General features: G+C 41.1%; 14 protein-coding genes. 3 read left to right on the forward strand and 11 right to left on the reverse strand.

Annotated features, from left to right (window positions below):
- Nucleotides 1-12 precede the first annotated feature (12 nt).
- The 4 genes from nagA to BM380_RS06005 form a co-directional block, all read right to left on the reverse strand.
- Nucleotides 13-1140: an N-acetylglucosamine-6-phosphate deacetylase gene (gene nagA, locus BM380_RS05990; protein ID WP_090493514.1), complete on the reverse strand. Its 1128-nt coding sequence runs from the start codon at nucleotides 1138-1140 to the stop codon at nucleotides 13-15.
- Nucleotides 1141-2139, reverse strand: coding sequence for a glucosamine-6-phosphate deaminase NagB-II (gene nagB-II / locus BM380_RS05995; RefSeq protein WP_090493516.1), 999 nt, complete (start codon nucleotides 2137-2139; stop codon nucleotides 1141-1143).
- Nucleotides 2139-3050: an N-acetylglucosamine kinase gene (gene nagK / locus BM380_RS06000; protein ID WP_016899125.1), complete on the reverse strand. Its 912-nt coding sequence runs from the start codon at nucleotides 3048-3050 to the stop codon at nucleotides 2139-2141. The genes nagB-II and nagK overlap by 1 nt, the downstream gene beginning before the upstream one ends.
- 163 nt (nucleotides 3051-3213) lie before the next feature.
- Nucleotides 3214-5904 (reverse strand): family 20 glycosylhydrolase, encoded by a 2691-nt coding sequence (locus BM380_RS06005; RefSeq protein WP_090493519.1) that lies wholly within the window; start codon nucleotides 5902-5904, stop codon nucleotides 3214-3216.
- 509 nt (nucleotides 5905-6413) lie between these two features.
- On the opposite strand from BM380_RS06005, the gene BM380_RS06010 reads away from it, so the two are divergent.
- Nucleotides 6414-7436, forward strand: a complete 1023-nt coding sequence (locus tag BM380_RS06010) for a LacI family DNA-binding transcriptional regulator (protein WP_016899123.1) — start codon at nucleotides 6414-6416, stop codon at nucleotides 7434-7436.
- Nucleotides 7437-7798: 362 nt separating this feature from the next.
- Nucleotides 7799-8524, forward strand: coding sequence for a MauE/DoxX family redox-associated membrane protein (locus BM380_RS18245; protein WP_139232428.1), 726 nt, complete (start codon nucleotides 7799-7801; stop codon nucleotides 8522-8524).
- Nucleotides 8525-8588: 64 nt separating this feature from the next.
- On the opposite strand, the gene eat is transcribed toward BM380_RS18245, so the two are convergent.
- The 3 genes from eat to BM380_RS06040 are packed head-to-tail and all read right to left on the reverse strand — an operon-like array spanning nucleotide 8589 to nucleotide 12326.
- Nucleotides 8589-10001 carry an ethanolamine permease gene (gene eat / locus BM380_RS06030; RefSeq protein ID WP_016899115.1) on the reverse strand — a complete coding sequence of 471 codons (1413 nt, stop codon included), beginning with the start codon at nucleotides 9999-10001 and terminating at the stop codon, nucleotides 8589-8591.
- A 37-nt stretch (nucleotides 10002-10038) separates the two neighbouring features.
- Nucleotides 10039-10923 (reverse strand): ethanolamine ammonia-lyase subunit EutC, encoded by an 885-nt coding sequence (gene eutC, locus BM380_RS06035; RefSeq protein ID WP_090493522.1) that lies wholly within the window; start codon nucleotides 10921-10923, stop codon nucleotides 10039-10041.
- A 2-nt stretch (nucleotides 10924-10925) separates the two neighbouring features.
- Entirely contained in the window at nucleotides 10926-12326 is a 1401-nt protein-coding gene (locus BM380_RS06040; protein WP_090493524.1) for an ethanolamine ammonia-lyase subunit EutB, read from the reverse strand.
- A gap of 221 nt (nucleotides 12327-12547) precedes the next feature.
- Here BM380_RS06040 and BM380_RS06045 point away from each other — a divergent pair, with 221 nt between their 5' ends.
- Nucleotides 12548-13531, forward strand: a complete 984-nt coding sequence (locus BM380_RS06045) for a helix-turn-helix domain-containing protein (protein WP_090493526.1) — start codon at nucleotides 12548-12550, stop codon at nucleotides 13529-13531.
- Between the two features lie 330 nt (nucleotides 13532-13861).
- On the opposite strand, the gene arfA is transcribed toward BM380_RS06045, so the two are convergent.
- From arfA to BM380_RS06065, 4 genes are all read right to left on the reverse strand, one after another.
- On the reverse strand, nucleotides 13862-14062 hold the full coding sequence (gene arfA, locus BM380_RS06050; RefSeq protein ID WP_013462885.1) for an alternative ribosome rescue factor ArfA: 201 nt from the start codon (nucleotides 14060-14062) through the stop codon (nucleotides 13862-13864).
- Nucleotides 14063-14235: 173 nt separating this feature from the next.
- Nucleotides 14236-16764, reverse strand: a complete 2529-nt coding sequence (locus BM380_RS06055; RefSeq protein ID WP_016899106.1) for a TonB-dependent receptor plug domain-containing protein — start codon at nucleotides 16762-16764, stop codon at nucleotides 14236-14238.
- A 438-nt stretch (nucleotides 16765-17202) separates the two neighbouring features.
- Nucleotides 17203-18360: an HDOD domain-containing protein gene (locus BM380_RS06060; protein ID WP_090493528.1), complete on the reverse strand. Its 1158-nt coding sequence runs from the start codon at nucleotides 18358-18360 to the stop codon at nucleotides 17203-17205.
- Nucleotides 18357-20366: an EAL domain-containing response regulator gene (locus tag BM380_RS06065; RefSeq protein ID WP_090493530.1), complete on the reverse strand. Its 2010-nt coding sequence runs from the start codon at nucleotides 20364-20366 to the stop codon at nucleotides 18357-18359. The genes BM380_RS06060 and BM380_RS06065 overlap by 4 nt, the downstream gene beginning before the upstream one ends.
- Nucleotides 20367-20490: the final 124 nt, after the last annotated feature.

Genomic DNA, 20490 nt, shown 5'->3' on the forward strand with positions numbered 1-20490 from the left:
TTTATTATGTTGTTAACAAACCTGAGCGCCGCCAATCCACGTGCTAATGACTTGTTGTTGTGTGTTTAATTGTACAAAATCTGCTGGACTGCCCGGTATTAATCGCCCGTGTGTGGCGGGCAACTGTAAATACTGAGCAGGATATAAACTTGCCATATTAAGCGCTTGCGCTAATGGCTGCTTTAAATGGGTTACTGTATTTCTTACTGCGGTTGCCATATCAAGCGCAGATCCTGCCAGTTCACCCGTGGTAGAGGTGAGCTTACCATTATCTAAGGTGACGGTACGGTCAAAAAAAGCAAATTCGGTGTCATTCGTACCCACTGGTGGCATCGCATCAGTGACTAAAAAAACACGACCCATTGGCTTTGCTTTTAACGCAAGCTGACATGCAGCGTAATCAACATGATGCCCATCAACAATTAGGCCGCAATAGGTGTCATCGTTTAATAATGCACAGCCTACAACACCTGGCTCACGCCCCTGTAATGGCGACATAGCATTATATAAATGCGTAAACCCGGTTGCGCCGGCATCTACTGCGCGCTGAGCTTGAGCAAAGCTTGCATTGGTATGACCTAAACAAACGTGTATGCCTACCTCACGCATTTTAGCGATATCACTTGGCAGAACATTTTCAGGTGCAACCGTTACCACCACTTTACCTAAATCTTGGCGAGATAATACCTGCCATTCTTGTTCAGAAATAGGGCGAATATAATCAGCGCTATGAGCGCCTTTTTTTGCAACAGATAAGTGCGGGCCTTCAAAGTGAATGCCAATAATACCGGGAGTCTGCAAAGCAATAGCGTCAGCGATGACATCGGCTGCTTGGTGCATCACTTCAACCGTGTCAGTAATTAAAGTCGGCAACATGGCAGTTGTGCCATACTTGGCATGTGCCAGCAGCATTTGTTTAACCCCAGCAACACTGCTAGTACGATTAAACAATACACCACCGCCACCATTTACTTGCACGTCAATAAAGCCTGGCGCAACTAACCCCGTTAGATGCTCATCTGCCTGTTGCACGTTATCATCTATTGCCGTAATAATACCCGCATCAATGCTTAACACTTTGTCGTTAACAAATTGCTCGCCATCAAAAAACTCTGCTACATGAATACGTTTTACTGACATTTATAATGTCCTTGTTACTTTTTTAAGCCCCTTAGGCTCATCAGGATTAAAACCACGACTTAACGCTACTTTTGCCACATCAAGATAAAAACGCTGCAATACTAAAAATGGCGCTAATCGAGGGTGTACGTTAATACCGTTTTGATTAAGGCTAATCACGTGTGCACCGCGTTTTTTAACCTCAACAATTTGCTGCTGATGTGACTCTTTAGTTTCATCATCAACCGAGCAATCTAAAATCACTAACCCTTGCTCAACTAAGGTTACCGGACCATGTAAAAATTCTGCACTACTGAATGACTCAGCATGAATAGCACACACTTCTTTAAGCTTAAGTGCCATTTCTTTTGAGATAGAAAACCCTAAACCACGGGCTAATACCACCATATTCTTAATGTTTGCAAACTCAGTAGGTTGTAACTGAGTTGGCGAGTCTATCATTGCATCAAGCGCGCTAGGCAGCTCTTTAAGTCCTTGTAATAATGACTCATTTTGCGTCCAATTAGCAACAATATGCACCAGGGCTGATAACGTTGCTAGGTAACTTTTTGTTGCCGCCACCGAAATTTCATCACCGGCTTTAAGGGGTACAAAATCATCCACTATGTCTTGCAATGGTGACGCTTCATCGTTAACCAGTGCAATACAATAAGCGCCCGCTTCTTTCGCCATTTTTGCTTGAGCGAGAATATCTGGGCTGCGTCCTGATTGAGAAATTACAATCACCACAGCGCCTTCAAGCTTTAATGTTTTACCATATACACTCGCCACTGATGGCGCTGCTGAACTGACCGGTACACCGGCTTCAATTTCAATTAAGTACTTACCAAAAACGCCAGCATGATCTGATGAACCGCGACCAATCATCATCACCACCTTAGGGGCCATATCGCGAAGCTTATGACCAATTTTTTCCACTAAAGGTTGGTTGGCAATAATTTGCTTTTCAATAACATTTGGCGTTTGCGCCGCTTCTTTTTCCATTAGGGTGTTAAACATCATAACTCCTGGCTGCTGTAATTAACGTGCTGTTGTTTAGCGTAAAGTACAGACCCCATTTCTGGTGACGATAATGGGGCTGATAAAATAGCTTGAATGTCTGGATCTAACCATGTTGTCATCACGGCTGATAAGCCACCAATAAACGAAAGCCTTGGTGGGTTTTTATCTAATAGTTGACGTGCAATATCGCTTAAGTACGCGCCACCTTCTTTTAAAATGGCAATCGCAATGGCATCGTTTGCTTGTGCTGATTGAAAAACACAACCTGCAAGTTGCGCAAAAAAGGCGGCTGGTTTATTCGCAATCACTTCAACTAGTTGCATTGCATCACGCACTTCTAAATACTTCATAATCAAATTAGTAAGCGCACCACTTGGGATTAACTTGTCTAGGCTTAACAACACCTGCTGACAAGCAGTAAAGCCTATCCATGCACCGCTGCCTTTATCACCGTGTGGGAAACCATGACCACCAATCATAAACGATTGACCATTAACGTATGAAAATCCACACGAGCCAGTACCTGCAATCATCACTGCGCCATCACTACCTTGATGAGCGCCCATACAAGCAATGAGTAAATCAGTCGTTAAATGCATAGTTTTAAATGGGTGTTGCCACTGGGTCATTTGATTATGCAAACTTGGTAAGTTAACTCCCGCCAGGCCAACCCCTGCGATTAATGCAGATAAAGGCGTCTCTTTGAGTCCTGCATCTTGCAAGGCTAAACGCGCTGATTGCTCAATGGAATGCGTTGCTTGGCTAAATCCATGTAACGGGTTACCAGGGCCTGCCACACCGGTGCCTACTATTTCATTACAGCTATTGACGATAATTGCTTTACATTTAGTGCCACCGCCATCGATCCCCACAAAGAGTTCATTGTTATTAATATTGTTGGTGATCATTTTTGCCTCTTAATTTGTTCGACCGTTTTGCAAAACACTGAAAATAAAACCGGACTGTCATACTGTATGAATCTTATACTAGCACAAATGACAGCGTTGTCATTATTTTTATTTACAAATAAATAACTTCTTTCATCTTCAATAATTTAAAGGAAAACGCACCTTATCGGTGCGTTACTTTGAGCTTTCTGCTTACACGACTTGCTGATGGAGTCTTAGAGCGAATCCATACATCTTGTGTTACTTTGACGGGTTGTTTATAGGTTTGCCATTGGCCGCTTCCTTGTTTGTATTCAATTACCAAACCAGGGTAGGCAATATTGGCGTACAACATGCCGTTCTCAATTTTTGCGCCCGCATTTGCAAGACGATAATGCACATCAGCCATTTCTAGCTTAGGAAATTCTTTTAATCCCATTGTGGCTGCAAAAGTCTGCCATTGCTGATCGCGCTGCTGTTTTAATGCTGAGCTAAAGCGATTTGTTTGTTGGCTATAAACAAAGCCATTGTGATCATACGGAACCGCCCAATCTGCCTTATGCCATGCTCTTTGTGCCAACGATAATAACCGTGGGAAGAGCTTATATTCGGCCATATTATTGGTGCGCGTATTTTCACTCCATAACTGCCCTTGAATACCAATAAAGCGTTTATCTTTTGCCAAAGGCGCTGATACTACCTTGCCTTGCTCATCACGCTGTAACGTGTCATCAGCGACATAGGGATTATCTTCTCTATCGAGCCAAAATTCAGCATGAATAGGTAAATTGTCTGGCATAAACTGAAATATTTTTTCGGTATTTATGTGCCTTGAAGCCCAGTAATAACCATGCTCTTGTGGGTCTGCTTCATAAGGAAAGTCAAAATACAGCACATCTGGCGACGAGAGTACCACTTGCCAATTTCTATTAGCAAATTCATGGGCACGTTGATGGCCGTTCCACATTAATAAATCCCAGCTATTACCTTGTACAACCTCTGGCATATTCTCTGGGTTAGTATGCGATAAACCATCGCTCCATGCAGCGGTTTCAATATTCATATCAGCCAACATATTCGCAATACGTTCAATAAAATAGCTGCCCAGCTGACTCGCTTCAGTAATTTCTAACTTATTTTGTTTAATAAAATCAGCACAAGCTGGTGAGTCAACCCACGCTCCGGCGGTTTCATCGGCGCCTATGTGATAACGGGTTAACGGATGCTGTGCATCACTGTGTATGCCTTTTACCTGTTCCATTATTTCACGAATAAACGCATACGATGAGTCTAAACACACATTAATTGTATTGTCGTTATAGTGCTGTACCGACGAATACACGGTTGTATCAAGCGGATCATAGAGTAAAAACTGCTCGGCTTTTTGTTTATCGCCTTGTTTTATGTATTTATTATAACGCGCTTGCATGGCTTTAATTGCAGCGCGAGAATGCCCTGGCATATCAAGTGATGGGATCACTTGAATATGACGCGCACTCGCCGCTTTAAGTATTTCTTGATAATCAGCCACCGAATAATAGCCGTTTGCTGCACTAGAAGTATCAAGCCCTGCACCCAACTGTGGCATTAAACATTGTTGCTCGCTTTGATCAAAACAGCGCTTTGCACCTATATCTGTAAGTTCAGGAAGTGATGGGATTTCTATACGCCAACCTTCATCATCACCTAAATGTAAATGCAGCTTATTAAGTTTATAAGCCGCCATTTGATCAAGCAGCTTTAAAATAAAGCCTTTGTCGCGAAAGTTACGCGCAACATCCACCAACACACCTCTAAACTGATAATGCGGTGCATCAATTACTTCTCCCACTGGTAACATATTACTGTTAACCTGATATAAACTCGCTAAGCTTTGCAAAGCATAAAAAATGCCCGCTTCATCAGCGGCATTAATCACAATTTCATCAGCTTTAATCGCTAACTTATAGCTGCCTTCAAATTCATCATTTTTAGTTACTGTATTAAGTGTGACCTTAATGGCCGCTGCATCATCGCTTATATTAATACCTAGTAGTGCTAACCTTTGTGTTGCGGCAGATAAGTGTGTTTTATCTATTCCTGAGTAGTTAATATTAAGCCCTTGGCTTATATCTAGCGTTTGAATTTGGCTAAATTCGCTAAAACGTGGGGTCGGAATAATTTGTTGAGCAATCACATTGCTCACTTGATTTTGCGACGTTAAATAAGCAGAAAAGTCATATTTTTCATTGCGCTCAAACAAGCGTTCAGCGCTAAGCCACTTCGTTTTATCATTCGCGGTACGTTTAAACTGACGTTCATAATCGGTGTAAGGCATAACATGTGGCAACACCTCTAACCCTGTCTCTGGGTCAATTTTAGGTTTTGTGCTTTCAATCACTTTAGCGGTGTCATTATTATTAACAACTATATAATTAGGAATTGCGTCGCTTTGCGATAATGACCAAAAGTGCGCATAAAAAGTAATCGTTTTAGTCTCACCCGCTTTAAAGCCAGTAAACCCGTCTTTAAGCTCAATGACATGAATATCGCCATTAACGCGTTTAATAGTAAATTCATCGCTAACCGCGGTTTGAATAGGTGTAATTTGACTAAAGTAAATTTTCCATTGGTCAACGTTAATCGCCGAGTTGGCGGTTAAATGTAAATACGCTTTAAAACAGTGACCGTTTTCTATATCTGGATCGCACTGTGCTGATGGACGGTTATCAACCTGCTGATATTTTATTTGTAAGGTTTTAGCAAGTAACTCTACGGCGCTATCGTTTGCAGGGCTTAGCTGAACCGATACCGTATTTTGTTCATCAACATTGCCCTGACACGCACTCAAACCCAGTGCTAAGCAGCATGCTGTCAGTAATGATTTAATCTTCATTCGCTACTTTCCCTCTATTGTTATTAACTTAGTCACTCAAGTATCTCTTTCAGATACTTAAATTAATCCCGCTTTTAAATCAATCACTATTCACATCTAGCAATTGCCACCTTAGCGCACACAATCCGCTACCTTAGGGTTTAAATAATAATTAACAGCGCGCACCAAGCCATGACAACGCTGTCATTAAGTTGTTAATGTATCCTTTTTTTTCTTTTATAGCTACACAGAAGGGCAAAAAAGATACAAAAAATTTACATGTATGTGCTTAATATTCTTTTAAACTATTGTATTTAAATTAAATTTAAATATTACTAAATTATTACCTAAAACTTTATCTACCATTCTCACAAGAAAGGCGTATAAATTAACTGTTAATATTCAATGATGTCTTTATAATTTAGCCGTCAAATAATAAAAACCGAGCACTGTTAACTGCTTTTGCTGTAGTTGTTAACCGATAAAGATAAATTAGTACCCAAAATGATATGTAAAGGTCTATTAAGCCTATGAGAACAACAATAAACGACGTGGCAAAAGATGCCGGGGTATCAATAAAAACGGTATCACGAGTAATAAATAACGAAACCTCGGTGCGTGACAACACCCGTGAGAAAGTCATGGCGTCGGTTAAAAAGTTGAACTTTCAGCCTAACCTTGCTGCAAGAAGTCTCGCAGGAACAAAAGCTTACAGCATTGCTTACATTTACGACAATCCAAATGCCTACTATATTATAGATATGCAAAACGGCATTTTAGATGCGTGTAAAAAGCAAGGGTTTGAACTACTTATCCACCCATGCGATGCCAAAGAAGCACATATTATTGACGAAATAACCAGCATGATAAAACGCACCCGAATTGCCGGTATTTTACTCACGCCGCCATTTTCAGAGATGCCACATTTTGTTGAAAAGCTGACACAGCTTGACCTAAAAGTTGTGCGTATTTTATCAGGACACGACGCCCCCGATACATTAACGCCCTGTATTATGATTGACGATAACCTCGCCTCTAAATCAATTACCGAACACCTTATAAATAATGGCCACACACGCATTGGCTTTTTAGCTGGGGGCAGCGAACATAACTCCACCAAAGAGCGCTTAGAGGGCTACAAAGCGGCTTTAAAACAATACGACATTACTATAGACCCTAGCTTAATTATTGATGGCGAATACTCATTTGAATCCGGGGTTGAGGGTGCTAAAACACTCATTAATCAACAAAACAGGCCAACCGCTATCGTCTCATGTAACGATGAAATAGCCGCCGGTGCGTTATTTGCAGCCAGATTAATGAACATTGATATACCCAGCGAGCTTTCTATTACAGGGTTTGAGGATAGCCCATTCTCACGCCAAACATGGCCAAAGCTCACTACAGCGCATCAGCCAAATAATAAAATTGCTGAAGATGCAGCCAGCTTACTGATAGCGCAAATTCGTAATGGCAATGACCGCGATATTATTAAACTATACACACCAGAACTGGTTGTCAGAGATTCAACAGCCCCTCCTATAGCTTTATAATTAATTAGCTGGCACGCGCTGCAAGTCCCCCTTCAGCGCTTAAAGCATTAAAAGCGGCCTGATTTTTGAACGCATAGCCTGTACCACTGAGTTTATTAACAATAAAACGGCACATGTTGTAAATTTTACACTTAGGGTCTGTTGATCTTTCAAGGTTATATAACTCAGTTAACCCCTCTAATACCAATTCGCTTAATTAACTGAGCTATTTTGAGGGAGGAAAATCGTGTCGATAGCAAGGCAAAAAATTTCGTTATTGAGTTGTTCTAAATGAGACGTTTTTAACGCTGTTAGCGTCTAATCTGCCCCCTCAAAATGATTAAGTATTATTGCAAATTGGTATAAATATACAGGAGTAAAATATGGCCAAGTCAGCCCAATTGTATAGAATGGCAACCGATGAACATATTTGCCCATTTGGTTTAAAATCTAAAGATTTACTTGAACGTCAAGGCTTTGAAGTAGACGATCAATTACTCACCTCAAGAGCCGATACCGATGCCTTCAAACAAAAATACGACGTAGAAACAACACCACAAACATTTATAGATAATGAGCGTATCGGTGGTTATGATGAACTCAGAGAGTACTTTAATAAATCCCCCGCAGGCCAACAAGGCACAACGTATACGCCGGTCATTGCTATTTTTGCGGTTACCTTGTTACTCAGTTTAGCCTTTTCGTTGAGCGGCGCAGGGTTAAACGTGTATACGCTTGAGTTATTTGTTGCGTTAACTATGGCGGTACTGGCCATTCAAAAGCTTCAAGATTTAAACAGTTTTTCAAATTCCTTTATCACTTACGACTTACTTGCCATGAAAGTGATTCCTTACGCTTATGTATATCCATTTTTAGAAGCCTTTGTTGGCGTGGCCATGATTGTAGCACTTCCAGTTTACTTGGTTGCACCTATCTCTTTGTTTATTGGTAGTGTCGGCGCAATATCCGTGATTAAAGCCGTGTATATAGACAAACGCGAACTTAAATGTGCCTGTGTTGGCGGCGATAGCAATGTACCACTTGGCTTTATTTCACTAACCGAAAACCTATTTATGATAGCAGCCGGTATCTGGATGCTAGTTAAATAATAAAAAGGCGCGATAGGTTTAAAACCTACCGCGCCACTATTAAGTCTGTATTTATAAAGTAAAATTAACTCTCACTTATGGGGATATTTAAACCGGCCTCTGCATCGGCTAGCATAGCAAACTCTTCATCTGCACTTTTGGCCACTAAATGTTTAGAACTAAAGCCAAAGTAATACGCAGCTCCCACTATAAATAACACCATAGTGTATAAAAAAGCGCGGGGATCAAAGGCGTACACACCGGTCAGTGCAATCAACGATAAGCATAATGCAATACTTGAAGTCACAGTCCCGCCAGGCGTTTTATAAGGACGAGGTAAATCTGGCTGCTTATAGCGCAGTAAAATATGACTTAACGCCATTAACGCATACGATACGGTTGCACCAACCACCGCCATAGCTAACATTAAATCGCCCTCACCACTTAGTGAAGCTAAAAAACCAAATACAGCAGGTACAATAAGCGCTCGTGCGGGCACTTTACGCGCGGTAGTAATTGATAACGAACGGGGTAAATATCCCGCACGCGACAGCGCAAACACCAATCGACTATAACCATAAATAATAGAGAAAAATGAAGCCACCAGCCCTGCTAACCCTAATATATTAACCACGGTTGCTAAATCGTTATTGCCCGTCGCATTTAACGCATCCACCAGCGGAACTGCACTTGCGCCCATTGCTGTTGCACCTGCTGCCCCGGGTACTAACACAACCACTAATAACGCGGTAAACAATAAAAACACCATAGCGCCAATAATGCCTTTAGGCACATCTTTCGCCGGATCTTTTGCCTCTTCTGCCGCCAATGGCACCCCTTCAACCGCTAAAAATAACCACATAGCAAAAGGTAATGCTGCCCATACACCATACCAACCCAGAGGTAAAAATTCACTCGCGCCAGCAGCATCGGTTACGGCAACATCAAATAAATTTGTCGCATCAAAATTGGTGATTAACACCACAGCGGTGGCAACAATGGCAAGTACCGCCAAACCGCTTATTACCATCATTACTTTTAGCGCTTCACCAACCCCAGCTAAATGAATACCCACAAACACCAAGTAAAAGAGCGCATAAACCCAAGGGCCATTAAACCCCGTTAACGCCTCCACCGCAGAGCCAATAAAAATAACAATAGCAGCCGGTGCTAACGCATATTCAATTAATACCGCAAGGCCGGTTAAATAACCCCCCGTTGGACCCATTGCTTGGCGAGCAAAGCTATACCCTCCTCCCGCAGCGGGAATAGCAGCCGACATTTCAGCCAGCGATAACACTAAGGTGAGATACATAATAGCCATTAATACTGCCGCTATGGCAAAGCCGCCCCAGCCTGCTTCTGCAATACCAAAGTTCCATCCAGCAAAGTCTCCTGAAATCACATACGATACCCCTAACCCTGCCAGCAATAACCAACCTGCAGTGCCACTTTTAAGTTGCCTTTTTGCTAAGTACTCTGAATTATTAGTAGACATAACATCCTCTTTATCGATTTTTTATTTTTAGTTACCGTTATTCCGCATTTAAAAAATGACGGCTCGATTGTTGATGCTCAATCACATCATCCTGTGTACGATCTTTTAAGTTCACTCCTGTTAGTTTTAATTTTTTTGCCTCACGTAATAAATAAACTGCACGCCTTGCAGCCTCACAGTAAGGCAAGCCCGCAGGGCGAATATTTGAAATACAATTGCGACAGGCATCGTTAAGACCTGTTTTAGGTGCCCAAGTTAGATATAAACCAAGGCTATCGGGCGAGCTAAGCCCTGGTCGCTCACCAATTAACACCATGACTACTTGTGCATTTAAAAGCTCTCCAATGTCGTCACCAATCGCCACCCGACCTTGCTCAACCACACTAAAAGGCGCAATGTTTAACTCACTGTTATCACCTAGCTGCGCTAATAATTCATTAATAAAAGGATAAGCATTTTTTTGCACCGCTAGCGACGATAAGCCATCAACCACAACGATGGCTAAATCATATTTTGCAGCCGTTTTTTGCTGCCCAGCGGTGAAATTAAGTAGGGTTTGTCGGCCGTTTTCATCTAACCTGCGTCCTAAATCGGGGCGTTGTAAATACGTCATTCGGTCAACAGCCTGGCTATGTAAGCGCAAAGGAGCAGCCAGCTGTTTCTCAGCACTGAGTTTGCTAAGCTGTTCGGTTATTGCATTAATATCGAGCGGAAAGTTCACCGCATCACGCGCTTGTGCATGGGATAATTGAAACGCCAGCATTTCACTGGTCGGTAAGCTTATTCCTGCGCGGCCAAGGCCAATCCGTGCATCAGTAAAACGGCGTAAATCGCGCCATGGGTTATGCACCACGTTGCCATTATTTTTATGTGTATTATCGCTGTTGTTTGTAACAGACGTTGCGTTAAAATTTGATTTCATACTCAGCCCCCTTTAATCGCATTCAGTGGTTTAGCAAAAGCGGCAGGTAACGTATCAGATAAAATAATATCGTGACTGTTGCGCATAATATTCATATCAGTAAGCCACTTTTCAAACTCTGGCGCGGGGCGTGCGCCCAGTACTCGGCGCACATATAACGCATCATGAAATGAGGTGGTTTGGTAATTAAGCATAATGTCATCAGAGCCCGGAATGCCCATCACAAACGAGCACCCTGCGACCCCAAGTAGCGTAAGTAAGTTATCCATATCATTTTGGTCGGCCTCGGCATGATTGGTGTAACACACGTCGCAGCCCATCGGAATACCCAATAACTTGGCACAAAAATGATCTTCAAGCCCTGCGCGAGTAATTTCTTTACCATCAAACAAATATTCAGGACCAATAAAGCCCACCACGGTATTAACTAGTAGCGGATTAAATTTTCGTGCAACGGCATAAGCACGGGTTTCGCAGGTTTGTTGATCAAGCCCATGATGTGCGTTAGCCGAAAGCGAACTGCCCTGCCCCGTTTCAAAATACATCACATTATCGCCTACAGTTCCGCGCTTTAAACTCAGTGCGGCATCTTGTGCCTCAGCTAAGGTATTTAAATTAAAACCAAAGCTCGAGTTGGTTGCTTCTGTTCCACCAATAGACTGAAACACTAAATCAACCGGCGCTCCCGCTTCAATGCATTCAATCGTGTTAGTAACATGAGTAAGGACGCAGCTTTGGGTAGGAATTTCATATTTTTGAATCACCTCATCCATCAATGTCATCAACTTAATGGCCTGCGCTACGTTATCGGTTGCAGGGTTTATACCTATTACCGCATCACCATTACCGTACAAAAGCCCATCTAAAATACAGGCGGCAATACCGTTAATATCATCCGTAGGGTGGTTAGGCTGCAAACGCGTGGATAAGTGCCCTGGTAAGCCAATGGTATTTCTAAACGCACTGGTTACATGGCATTTTTTAGCAATTAAAATAAGATCCTGATTTCGCATTATTTTGCTTACAGCCGCAGCCATTTCAGGGGTGATCCCTTGCCTAATACTTGCCAACACAGCGGGAGTTGCAAAGTCACTTAATAACCAGTTACGAAAATCGCCTACGGTTAAATGAGCAATCGCCATAAATGCATTGGTGTCGTGATCGTCCATAATTAAGCGGGTTATCTCATCGTCTTCATAGGCAATCAGCGCCTCATTTAAAAACGTTTTAAGCGGAATATCTGCCAGTGTCATTTGCGCAACAGCTCGCTCTTGTGCTGAGCCTGCTATCACTCCTGCAAGACGATCGCCCGATCGCCCAGGGGTAGCCTTTGCCATTACTTCAGCCAAGTTTTTAAAATTGTACACCTGCTTGCCTAACGTATATCGGTACCTTTGCCCCATGATCTACTCCACATAACAACTAGTTCAAACCTTGGTACAGGTTTTGCTGACCTATAAGCTATAAATCAATTTTGTTTAGTTTCAAGAGAGCTTAATTCGTACCAAGACACTATCGAATTTTGGCAAATCATCATTTTTGGCTTTATTTCATATAGTTAACTATAGTTACTGGTGGTAACTTAATCTTAATAAAAATAAAAAAAGCAAAGAGTAACTCCATTATGACGCAGCAAGATTTAGCTAGCGCACCACAAAAGAGCATGGTGCATACCCAAGATATAGATGAGCAAGCGAATAACCTAACGCAGTGGCAGCAAAAATATGATCAGCTCAGTGAAGGGCGATTTTTTGGGCGTATAGAGAGCGTGGATTATTCTAATATTCATGCATTTGAAGAATACACAGAGCGTGCTCTTCACCAACAATGTGCAATAGCGCCGCAATCTATTTGGCTTGGGATCCCAAAGCAGTCTCAGCAGAGCAAAATTAATGGCTTAAATGTGGCAAGTAATCAATTTATGTGTCGAACCAGTGAGAGTAACTTTGAGCTTATTACACCTGAGCAGTTTAATATTTATGGTTTAGTAATAGACACGCAATCGTTAGAACATATGGCTCATATACAAGGGATATACTTAAAAAATATAACCTCTTCAGGTACTGAGCGACATACAACAAGCAACGCCATGTTAAAAAGTGCCCGGGGTATAATAAACAGTATGGTTAGCAGCAACGCTTTTGGCCTAAATGCCGATTTACAGCAAGACATGCTTAATATGTTGGCATTACATTTACTAAACGAACAGACTCCGTGTCAACGTATCGCTCCCAGTTATAAACACCGAAAAGCGGTGGTTGATAAAGTTAAAGAGTTTGTAAATGCAAACCCACAAAGTAGCGTGACCATTACTCAGCTATGTGAGCTCACTTTTGTTAGCAGGCGCACGCTACAATACAGTTTTGAAAGTATTTTAGGGATTAATCCGCTGCGATTTTTACGTTTAACCCGATTAAATAATGTCAGAAGAGAACTAAAATTAGCAAAACAAGATAAGCCAATTTCTGTCATCGCAGCCAATTGGGGATTTTGGCATGCAGGGCAATTTACTAAAGATTACACCCAATTATTTGGTGAAAACCCTTCGCAAACAGTGATAAACCATGCTTCTTATTTGGCAAATTCTAAATCGATAATACATGGATAACGAGGATACGGGTTTCGGGTGGCGAGCTACGAGCTGCGGGAGGCGCTGCGCTGAAAGAATAGATTTAAGGGCTGATATGACTAGATGCTAGACTGTTTGCACAAGCTCGCTACTCGTCACCCGTTGCCTTCTCATTTACTCCTCATTCACTTCTCTTTGTGCAAACATGTTTTAAGTGATTAATTCACAAAGAGGTCATGAGACGCTGCGCGGAAAGAGAAGGCTAAAGGTGCTAGGTTGTGTTCGCTGCTCGTGACTCGAAACCCGAAGCTCTTAGCTCGAAGTCAACCTTATTTCGGTAAGTCAAAAGCCCTATTTGATCGGTGCTATTTAAGCCGCGATTAAATAGGACTCTTGTCCTGCATGTTTGTTACTGCGTTTAAACGAGCCTTTGCCTTTTTTGGCTTTAACCACTTGCGGTTTAAATACTTTAGAGGTTACCAGTGCTGCCAATGCGTTGTGTTTTATCACACCGCGCCCAGTGTCTACTGCGGATTTGTTAACCGCTTTTGCTTTGCTTTTTTTCGCCATTTATTTTTTCCTATTAATAAAATGAGTATAACGAGGGATATATATCCCACTGTGTTATTGATGGCGATTGTATGCTTAATTTTCAAGCATGCAATCATTTTTAATGCTGTTTTAAATATATTTTAGCCATAAAAAAAGCGCCGTTTATAACGGCGCCTATTTAGCTTATAAAATTAAAAACTAAAGCTTACTTTTGCGTAGTAAGTACGACCATCAAAGCCATAGGGTACGGCACGTAACGGGTATTTAAATGCCCCATTTGAAATAGCGTTTAATACTTCATCATCGCCTAATTCATCCGGTGTTTCATCAAATACATTGTCTGCACCTACCGATAGAGCAAACATATCGTTAATTTGATAACTTACATTTAAATCCACTAATACGGCTGATTCTACCGTACTGGTTGCTTTAAATGAGCCATCTGTTGCAAGTTCAATATGGTCATTACCAAAGTACTTCACATCGGTTTCGCCAAAGTAATTAAAGCGGATCATTGAGCTATACGCGTCACGCTCATAATCAAACGTTAACGTTGCACGTTCGCCCGGCTGCCCATCAGTTAAAAAACTACTTTGGATATCATCAAGTGCTACATTTTCAGGAATACCCGGTGCTGCATTAACACTGTCAATTTTAGTTTCGTTTAAATTACCGGCAAACGTAGCAGAAAAATTACCGTCATATAAATCGGTGCGATAGGACGCAATAATGTCAACACCCTGCGTTGTCGAATTCACTGAGTTTGAAAAGTAATTCGCTTGTACTGCCCCCGTTGCCTGTAGCGCGGCAACTGCATCAGGACTAAATGCCACATCATCAGCCGATAACAAGCTGCCCAGTGTAATACGGTCTTCAATTTCTACACGGTAAAAATCCACCGTTAACGATAAATCACTCGTCACATCATAAACAAAGCCTGCACTGTAGTTCGTTGATGTTTCAAGCTTTAAGTTATCAACGCCTAATGCAGCTGGAAATGCTGAGCCCGTTGTTGCTGTAAACGACTGGCTTAACGTGCCGTCAGAACCTAAGTTAGTGGTAAACGCAGTGTAACCGCTTTGCTGTAATGATGGCGCTCTAAAACCCGTTGATAATGCACCACGTACCGCAAAATCATCGTTAAATTCATAACGCGTGGCTACTTTACCAATTATGTCGTCACCCGCATTAGAGAAATCTTCGTAACGAAGTGCACCGCTAACATTCCACGCATCGGTAACCATGGTTTCTGCGTCAATATAAACGGCGTAGCTATCGCGATCACTTTTATTTGATGCTTCAGGGCGAAGGCCGTTGTAAGCTTGAAAACCACATTGTGCAAATTGATTCGGATCGTTCACTGATGGGTATGAAGTATCTGTGTTAGCAGTGCCACACGCGTATGAGGCTTCTTCACCGGGTACAATTTCATAGTTTTCTTTACGGTATTCAGCACCAATTGACACGTACACAGGCTCACTGCGGCCAATATCAACAATCCCGTTCACATCCGCGTTGAATGTTGTTTGGTCAAACCTAAAGCCACCCGAATACCCCTCAGTTGGCCCTGCATTAGCAGCAATATCGGCATCACTTGCACCTGGGTTATTAAATAAGTACTCAGCAGCATAAGAGGCATTTAATGTATTGCGTGAGGTAAAGTCGTATTGGTTTTCACCATATACCGCCGATACATCGTAATTCCAATCAGGGTTAATATCACCTCTAAAACCGATTGAAACAGAGATATCCTGTGCTTCATTGTCTATTTGCGGTAAAAATCCATCGCTATAGACTTGAATCACGTTTTTAGATGCTTCATTAAAGTTACGATAAAAGCCGTTACCTAGTGCAGTACGCTCAGAATAGCCACCAAATGAGTAAAGCTCGCCCTCACTCATTGGCAATGCCATATTGTAAAATACCGAAGTAAATTCACTTTCTGCATTACCTTGTCCCCAACGAACTTCGTCCGATAAAGTACCTGGTGCGACATTAAGTGAACCTCCAGTATCTCGCTCGGCACGATTGGTTTTATCTGCATCGCGATACTCAAGCGATAAATTAATAAAACCACCTTCGTTGCCTAGTTCAAAACCACGATTTAAACCTGCAGAAATTGTTTCCCCATCGCCTTCTGCCGTTTCACCGTATTGCACATAACCTGTGGTTAAATCTGTTGAGTTATTAAGTGATAAATTGATAACCCCCGCAATCGCATCTGAGCCGTACTGCGCCGCCGCACCATCACGTAAAACCTCAACCCCTTTTAAGGCAATAAGCGGGATCGCATTCATATCAGTCCCCGCAGAGCCACCGCCCACGGTACTAGTTAAACCAAAAATAGATTGATTATGGCGGCGCTTACCGTTGACTAAAACCAGCGTTTGATCTGGCTGTAAACCGCGTAATGTTGCTGGGCGAAATAAATCGGAACCGTCAGAAACTTGTGTACGAGAAAAGTTAAACGATGGCGCTGTCGCTTGTAAGCTTTGCCCAAGCTCGGTAAAGCCGCCTTTGTTTAAATCATCCGCGTCAATTAAATCAATAGGTGATGACGACTCTGTTGCTGTTCGGTTAGAAACTCGCGACCCTAACACAGATATTTGTTCGATATTTTTTTCAGCTTTAGCAGGCGCTTCTTGTGCATTAACCATACTTGGCGCACTGAAAGCAAAAGCAACCGCTACAGCCAAGGTGTTTAAACGATATGTTGACATAATGATGACCCTGTTTTGTGTATTCTTATAATGTGTGTGGGGTATATTCCTGTATCCCATTGCCAACATCCTAGCAACATACACAAACAAAAAGAAACAAAAAATTTGATAAAATTAGCATAAGAATGCAAATAACTTTAAAAACAGGAAAATAACACCTATAAAAGCTCAAAATAAAACCAAAGTAGCAATTTAATATCACACCGCCCAAAGTTAATACAATGTTAATATTGAGGTTTTATTCATAATTAGTGAAAATAACGGTTTTGTATATTTTTTACTCTGAAATGAGCAAAAAATACACTCCAAATGAGGTTTTATGCGGTTTTTATAAGACTAAAGTAGATACTAAAGGTAAGAAAGGGTACTCAGAAAAAACTATACATAGGTAGTTATGTAGTACTGTCCATTTTTAAACAATATTTTATACAGGCCTATTTAAGAGGTATAACTATGCCAATCAAATTCACTAATTAGATGGCAAAGTATAGGGTCTACACCTTTTGAGTCACAGTATGCGCGTAACTGCATGGGGGAGTGTTTATCAAAAAGAATTTGCCTAACAATAAATAACGTATGATTAAGCGGAATTAACTCATTATCATCAGTGGCGGCTAAATCATGGCAACTCATTAATAAGCTACACATTTTCGTGTCGTATCCCCATAACTTTAAAACATAGGCCGAAATAAAGTTAGAACTAGCATATTCTTCACTCACGGCTTTTTCATGCTCAAAAGACGCTTCACTTTCCCCTTGAGACAGCAAAATAATTTTGCCAACAAAACTCAATAATGCCACTGAAAATAATAGTTCTTGATCATGTAAGTTAAAACCTGCCTGCTTAGCAAAACGCTTAACACAACTAGCGTAATTCGCCGCTATATCCAATTGTTTCTCATGGATAGCCGAAGGAATAGACGATTCAAAATTTTTGGCAACTAATAAAGAAGTGGTGATAGCCATTAATATCGTTGTTCCGAGCCTCGACACAGCTTCATCAATTGACGATGTTGGCCTTACAAACCCAAGATAAGATGAGTTTGCAAGTTGCAACAATTTAGCAGTTATTATTGGCTCTTGAGAAACAACATGGGCAATGTCGTGTAAATCAAACTCATCGCTTTGTACTAACTCCCTGAGTTCTTTCAAAATAAGAGGATAAACAGGAAAGCTGATCATAGCCCCTAACTGCCTGCGCACATTAAAAGCAAAGGGTAACGACTTTAACGCCGCCACATTGTTAAAAAGTGCGGTTATGTCTGCCTCATTAAACGGTTTAGCAAGATAAGCATGCACAACATTAGGCTGTCGCATCATGGTACTCAGTGTCATATCGCCAGTAAGTAATGCCCTCACTGGGTAAGGGTTTTGCGACGAGCATTGCTCTAAAACATCCAAACCATTGATTTGCGGCATTAAATAATCACTTAATACTAAATCTAGGTCTTGCTTAGTGTTTAGTAGTTGCCAAAATTCATCAATATCAGAGGTTGTCATTATATCAACCTCTGGAAAGGCTCGATGAATAGTTCTTTGTAATACTTTTAATAAAAAAGCATCGTCATCTAGTATGACTACCGCTATTGAACTCATTGCGCACCTTGAGAATTGAAATGGCTTAAGTAATTACAAAAGTCATCCTGCTCTAAAGGCTCACTATAGTAATAGCCTTGTATGTAGTCACACCCTAACTTTTTAATTAATTCACATTGATAGGCTGTTTCTACCCCCTCAGCAACAACTTTAAGATTTAGATCATGTGACATACGCGTAATATTACGAATCATACTTTGCATCGCTAAAGACGACTCAATATCAGCAATAAGGGCTCTATCTAGTTTAACACCATCTACTGGCAGCTTAGAAAGATAGCCAAGTGATGAGTATCCTACACCAAAGTCATCAATCAATAACTTAAACCCCAACGTTCTTAATTTTATTAACTGTTGTTCGCAAATAGCAAAATCTTCGATTAAATAGGTTTCTGTTAGCTCAAAAACCAACTGTGATGACTCTAAATTATTGCGACTTAAACACTCGAGCATAAAGTCAATCCAATCGGGATCATCTTTTAATTGTCTAGCAGATAAGTTAATTGCCAATACACGCACGCCTGTATTGTTCTCTGCCCAATATTTTAGCGTTTTACAACTTTGAGAAATAACCCAGCGTCCTATTGATATAATTTGGCCATCACATTCAGCAATCGGGATAAAATGAGCTGGCGGTACCCAGCCATGTTTACTCGGCTCATACCAGCGAATAAGCGTCTCAGCAATCAATATTTGCCCTGTTTTAGTGTCTACTTTTGGCTGAAAACGCAACGACAGTTCATCATTACTTACCGCTGTTAATAATAAACGGCTTAACTCAAAGTTCTTTTTATAATCGGCTACCAGCTGAGGATCAAACCGAGAACAAATACGCTGTTGTTCACTTACTTGGTAATTCATCGTCAACTGCATTTGATTAACGAGTTCTTTTCCTTCCAAACTATCCTCAGGAAACAACCCATACACGCCATAAAGCTGCACATGGGCATCGTTATATTTACTAGGGAGTAGTTTTTTCAGATCATTCATCGCCTTATTTAAATCGGTTAAAATTTCACTATCAGATTTAATTTCAGGAACAAATAATACAAACCGATCGGCGCTCTTATGAAGAACTTTCACCGGTTGCTTTGATACGCCTTTTAGCACCTCCAAAACCAATTTTATAAGGTGGCTGCCATCTTCTGCGCCTAACAGATCATTGATTAATTGAAACTGCGCAATACCTATATAAACGAGGGCATAACATTCTTTATTCGCTTCACACAGGGCTAAATGATGATAAAAATCAGACTCGTTAGTCACCACTGATGGTGTTCTGGTAAGTTGAAAAATATTACTCATACTATTTGAGTTAATTGATAACTTTAAAAGCTGGCAAAAACCGTCATGTAAACAACGCTCAATCATAACTTCTTCGCTTTTAGCTAGATCAGAAGTGCAAGCATAATTAATAAAAAGTGTACTGCTTTGCTTATCAACAAACGACTGACTTACCGCTTTGTTTTGAGCTGTATCTAAATTGGCGAGGTGTTTGTTTTCGTATAAATGAATATCTGAAATGATTTCAGCGGCAGGTGCATTAAAACGATTAATAATGCCGTCATTATCTATTTCTATTAATGCCGACATACTGCCCATTAATAACTGATCTCTTACTCTTTTAGCTCGGCGCTGTTCATATTTTACTTTCGCCTCGCTAATGTTTTCAAGTAGCTCACTATCAACCCATGGCTTTTCTAAAAAACGAAATACCAATCCCTGATTTAATAACTCAACCACAGACTTAAAATCAGCATACCCGCTGAGCACTAAATTTACGCAATCGGGCCAATTAATTTTAACTTGGCGTAATAAATCAGCGCCGTTCATTTCTGGCATTCTAAAGTCAGTAATGATTATCTCAACTTGATTAGCCGCTAATATTTCAAGTGCCTCAAAACCACTGGATGCCGTCATTACATCATAACCTGAACGAACAAGTACTCGTTTTAAAGATTTCAATACATTGAGTTCATCGTCTACCAATAAAATTCGCAAAGCCACTATTTATACCTCAAATGAGTTTTACTTGTGCCTAGTAAATTGTTCACACAGCTCATCCATGTATCGTTACTTAATGATTTAAATAAATTCACATCAGCATGTTGTGCCTAAACACATAAGCAAT

The organism is Pseudoalteromonas sp. DSM 26666 (assembly GCF_900116475.1).
In the GTDB taxonomy this organism is placed as follows: Bacteria; Pseudomonadota; Gammaproteobacteria; order Enterobacterales; family Alteromonadaceae; genus Pseudoalteromonas; species Pseudoalteromonas tetraodonis.

Bases quoted from the DNA above. Each gene is read 5' to 3' on its own strand.
- BM380_RS18245 (WP_139232428.1), top strand. From the start codon at position 7,799: ATGGCCAAGTCAGCCCAATTGTATAGAATGGCAACCGATGAACATATT.
- BM380_RS06010 (WP_016899123.1), top strand. From the start codon at position 6,414: ATGAGAACAACAATAAACGACGTGGCAAAAGATGCCGGGGTATCAATA.
- eat (WP_016899115.1), bottom strand. From the start codon at position 10,001: ATGTCTACTAATAATTCAGAGTACTTAGCAAAAAGGCAACTTAAAAGT.
- BM380_RS06045 (WP_090493526.1), top strand. From the start codon at position 12,548: ATGACGCAGCAAGATTTAGCTAGCGCACCACAAAAGAGCATGGTGCAT.
- BM380_RS06055 (WP_016899106.1), bottom strand. From the start codon at position 16,764: ATGTCAACATATCGTTTAAACACCTTGGCTGTAGCGGTTGCTTTTGCT.
- BM380_RS06060 (WP_090493528.1), bottom strand. From the start codon at position 18,360: ATGAGTTCAATAGCGGTAGTCATACTAGATGACGATGCTTTTTTATTA.
- eutC (WP_090493522.1), bottom strand. From the start codon at position 10,923: ATGAAATCAAATTTTAACGCAACGTCTGTTACAAACAACAGCGATAAT.
- BM380_RS06005 (WP_090493519.1), bottom strand. From the start codon at position 5,904: ATGAAGATTAAATCATTACTGACAGCATGCTGCTTAGCACTGGGTTTG.
- nagA (WP_090493514.1), bottom strand. From the start codon at position 1,140: ATGTCAGTAAAACGTATTCATGTAGCAGAGTTTTTTGATGGCGAGCAA.
- nagB-II (WP_090493516.1), bottom strand. From the start codon at position 2,139: ATGTTTAACACCCTAATGGAAAAAGAAGCGGCGCAAACGCCAAATGTT.
- BM380_RS06040 (WP_090493524.1), bottom strand. From the start codon at position 12,326: ATGGGGCAAAGGTACCGATATACGTTAGGCAAGCAGGTGTACAATTTT.
- arfA (WP_013462885.1), bottom strand. From the start codon at position 14,062: ATGGCGAAAAAAAGCAAAGCAAAAGCGGTTAACAAATCCGCAGTAGAC.
- nagK (WP_016899125.1), bottom strand. From the start codon at position 3,050: ATGATCACCAACAATATTAATAACAATGAACTCTTTGTGGGGATCGAT.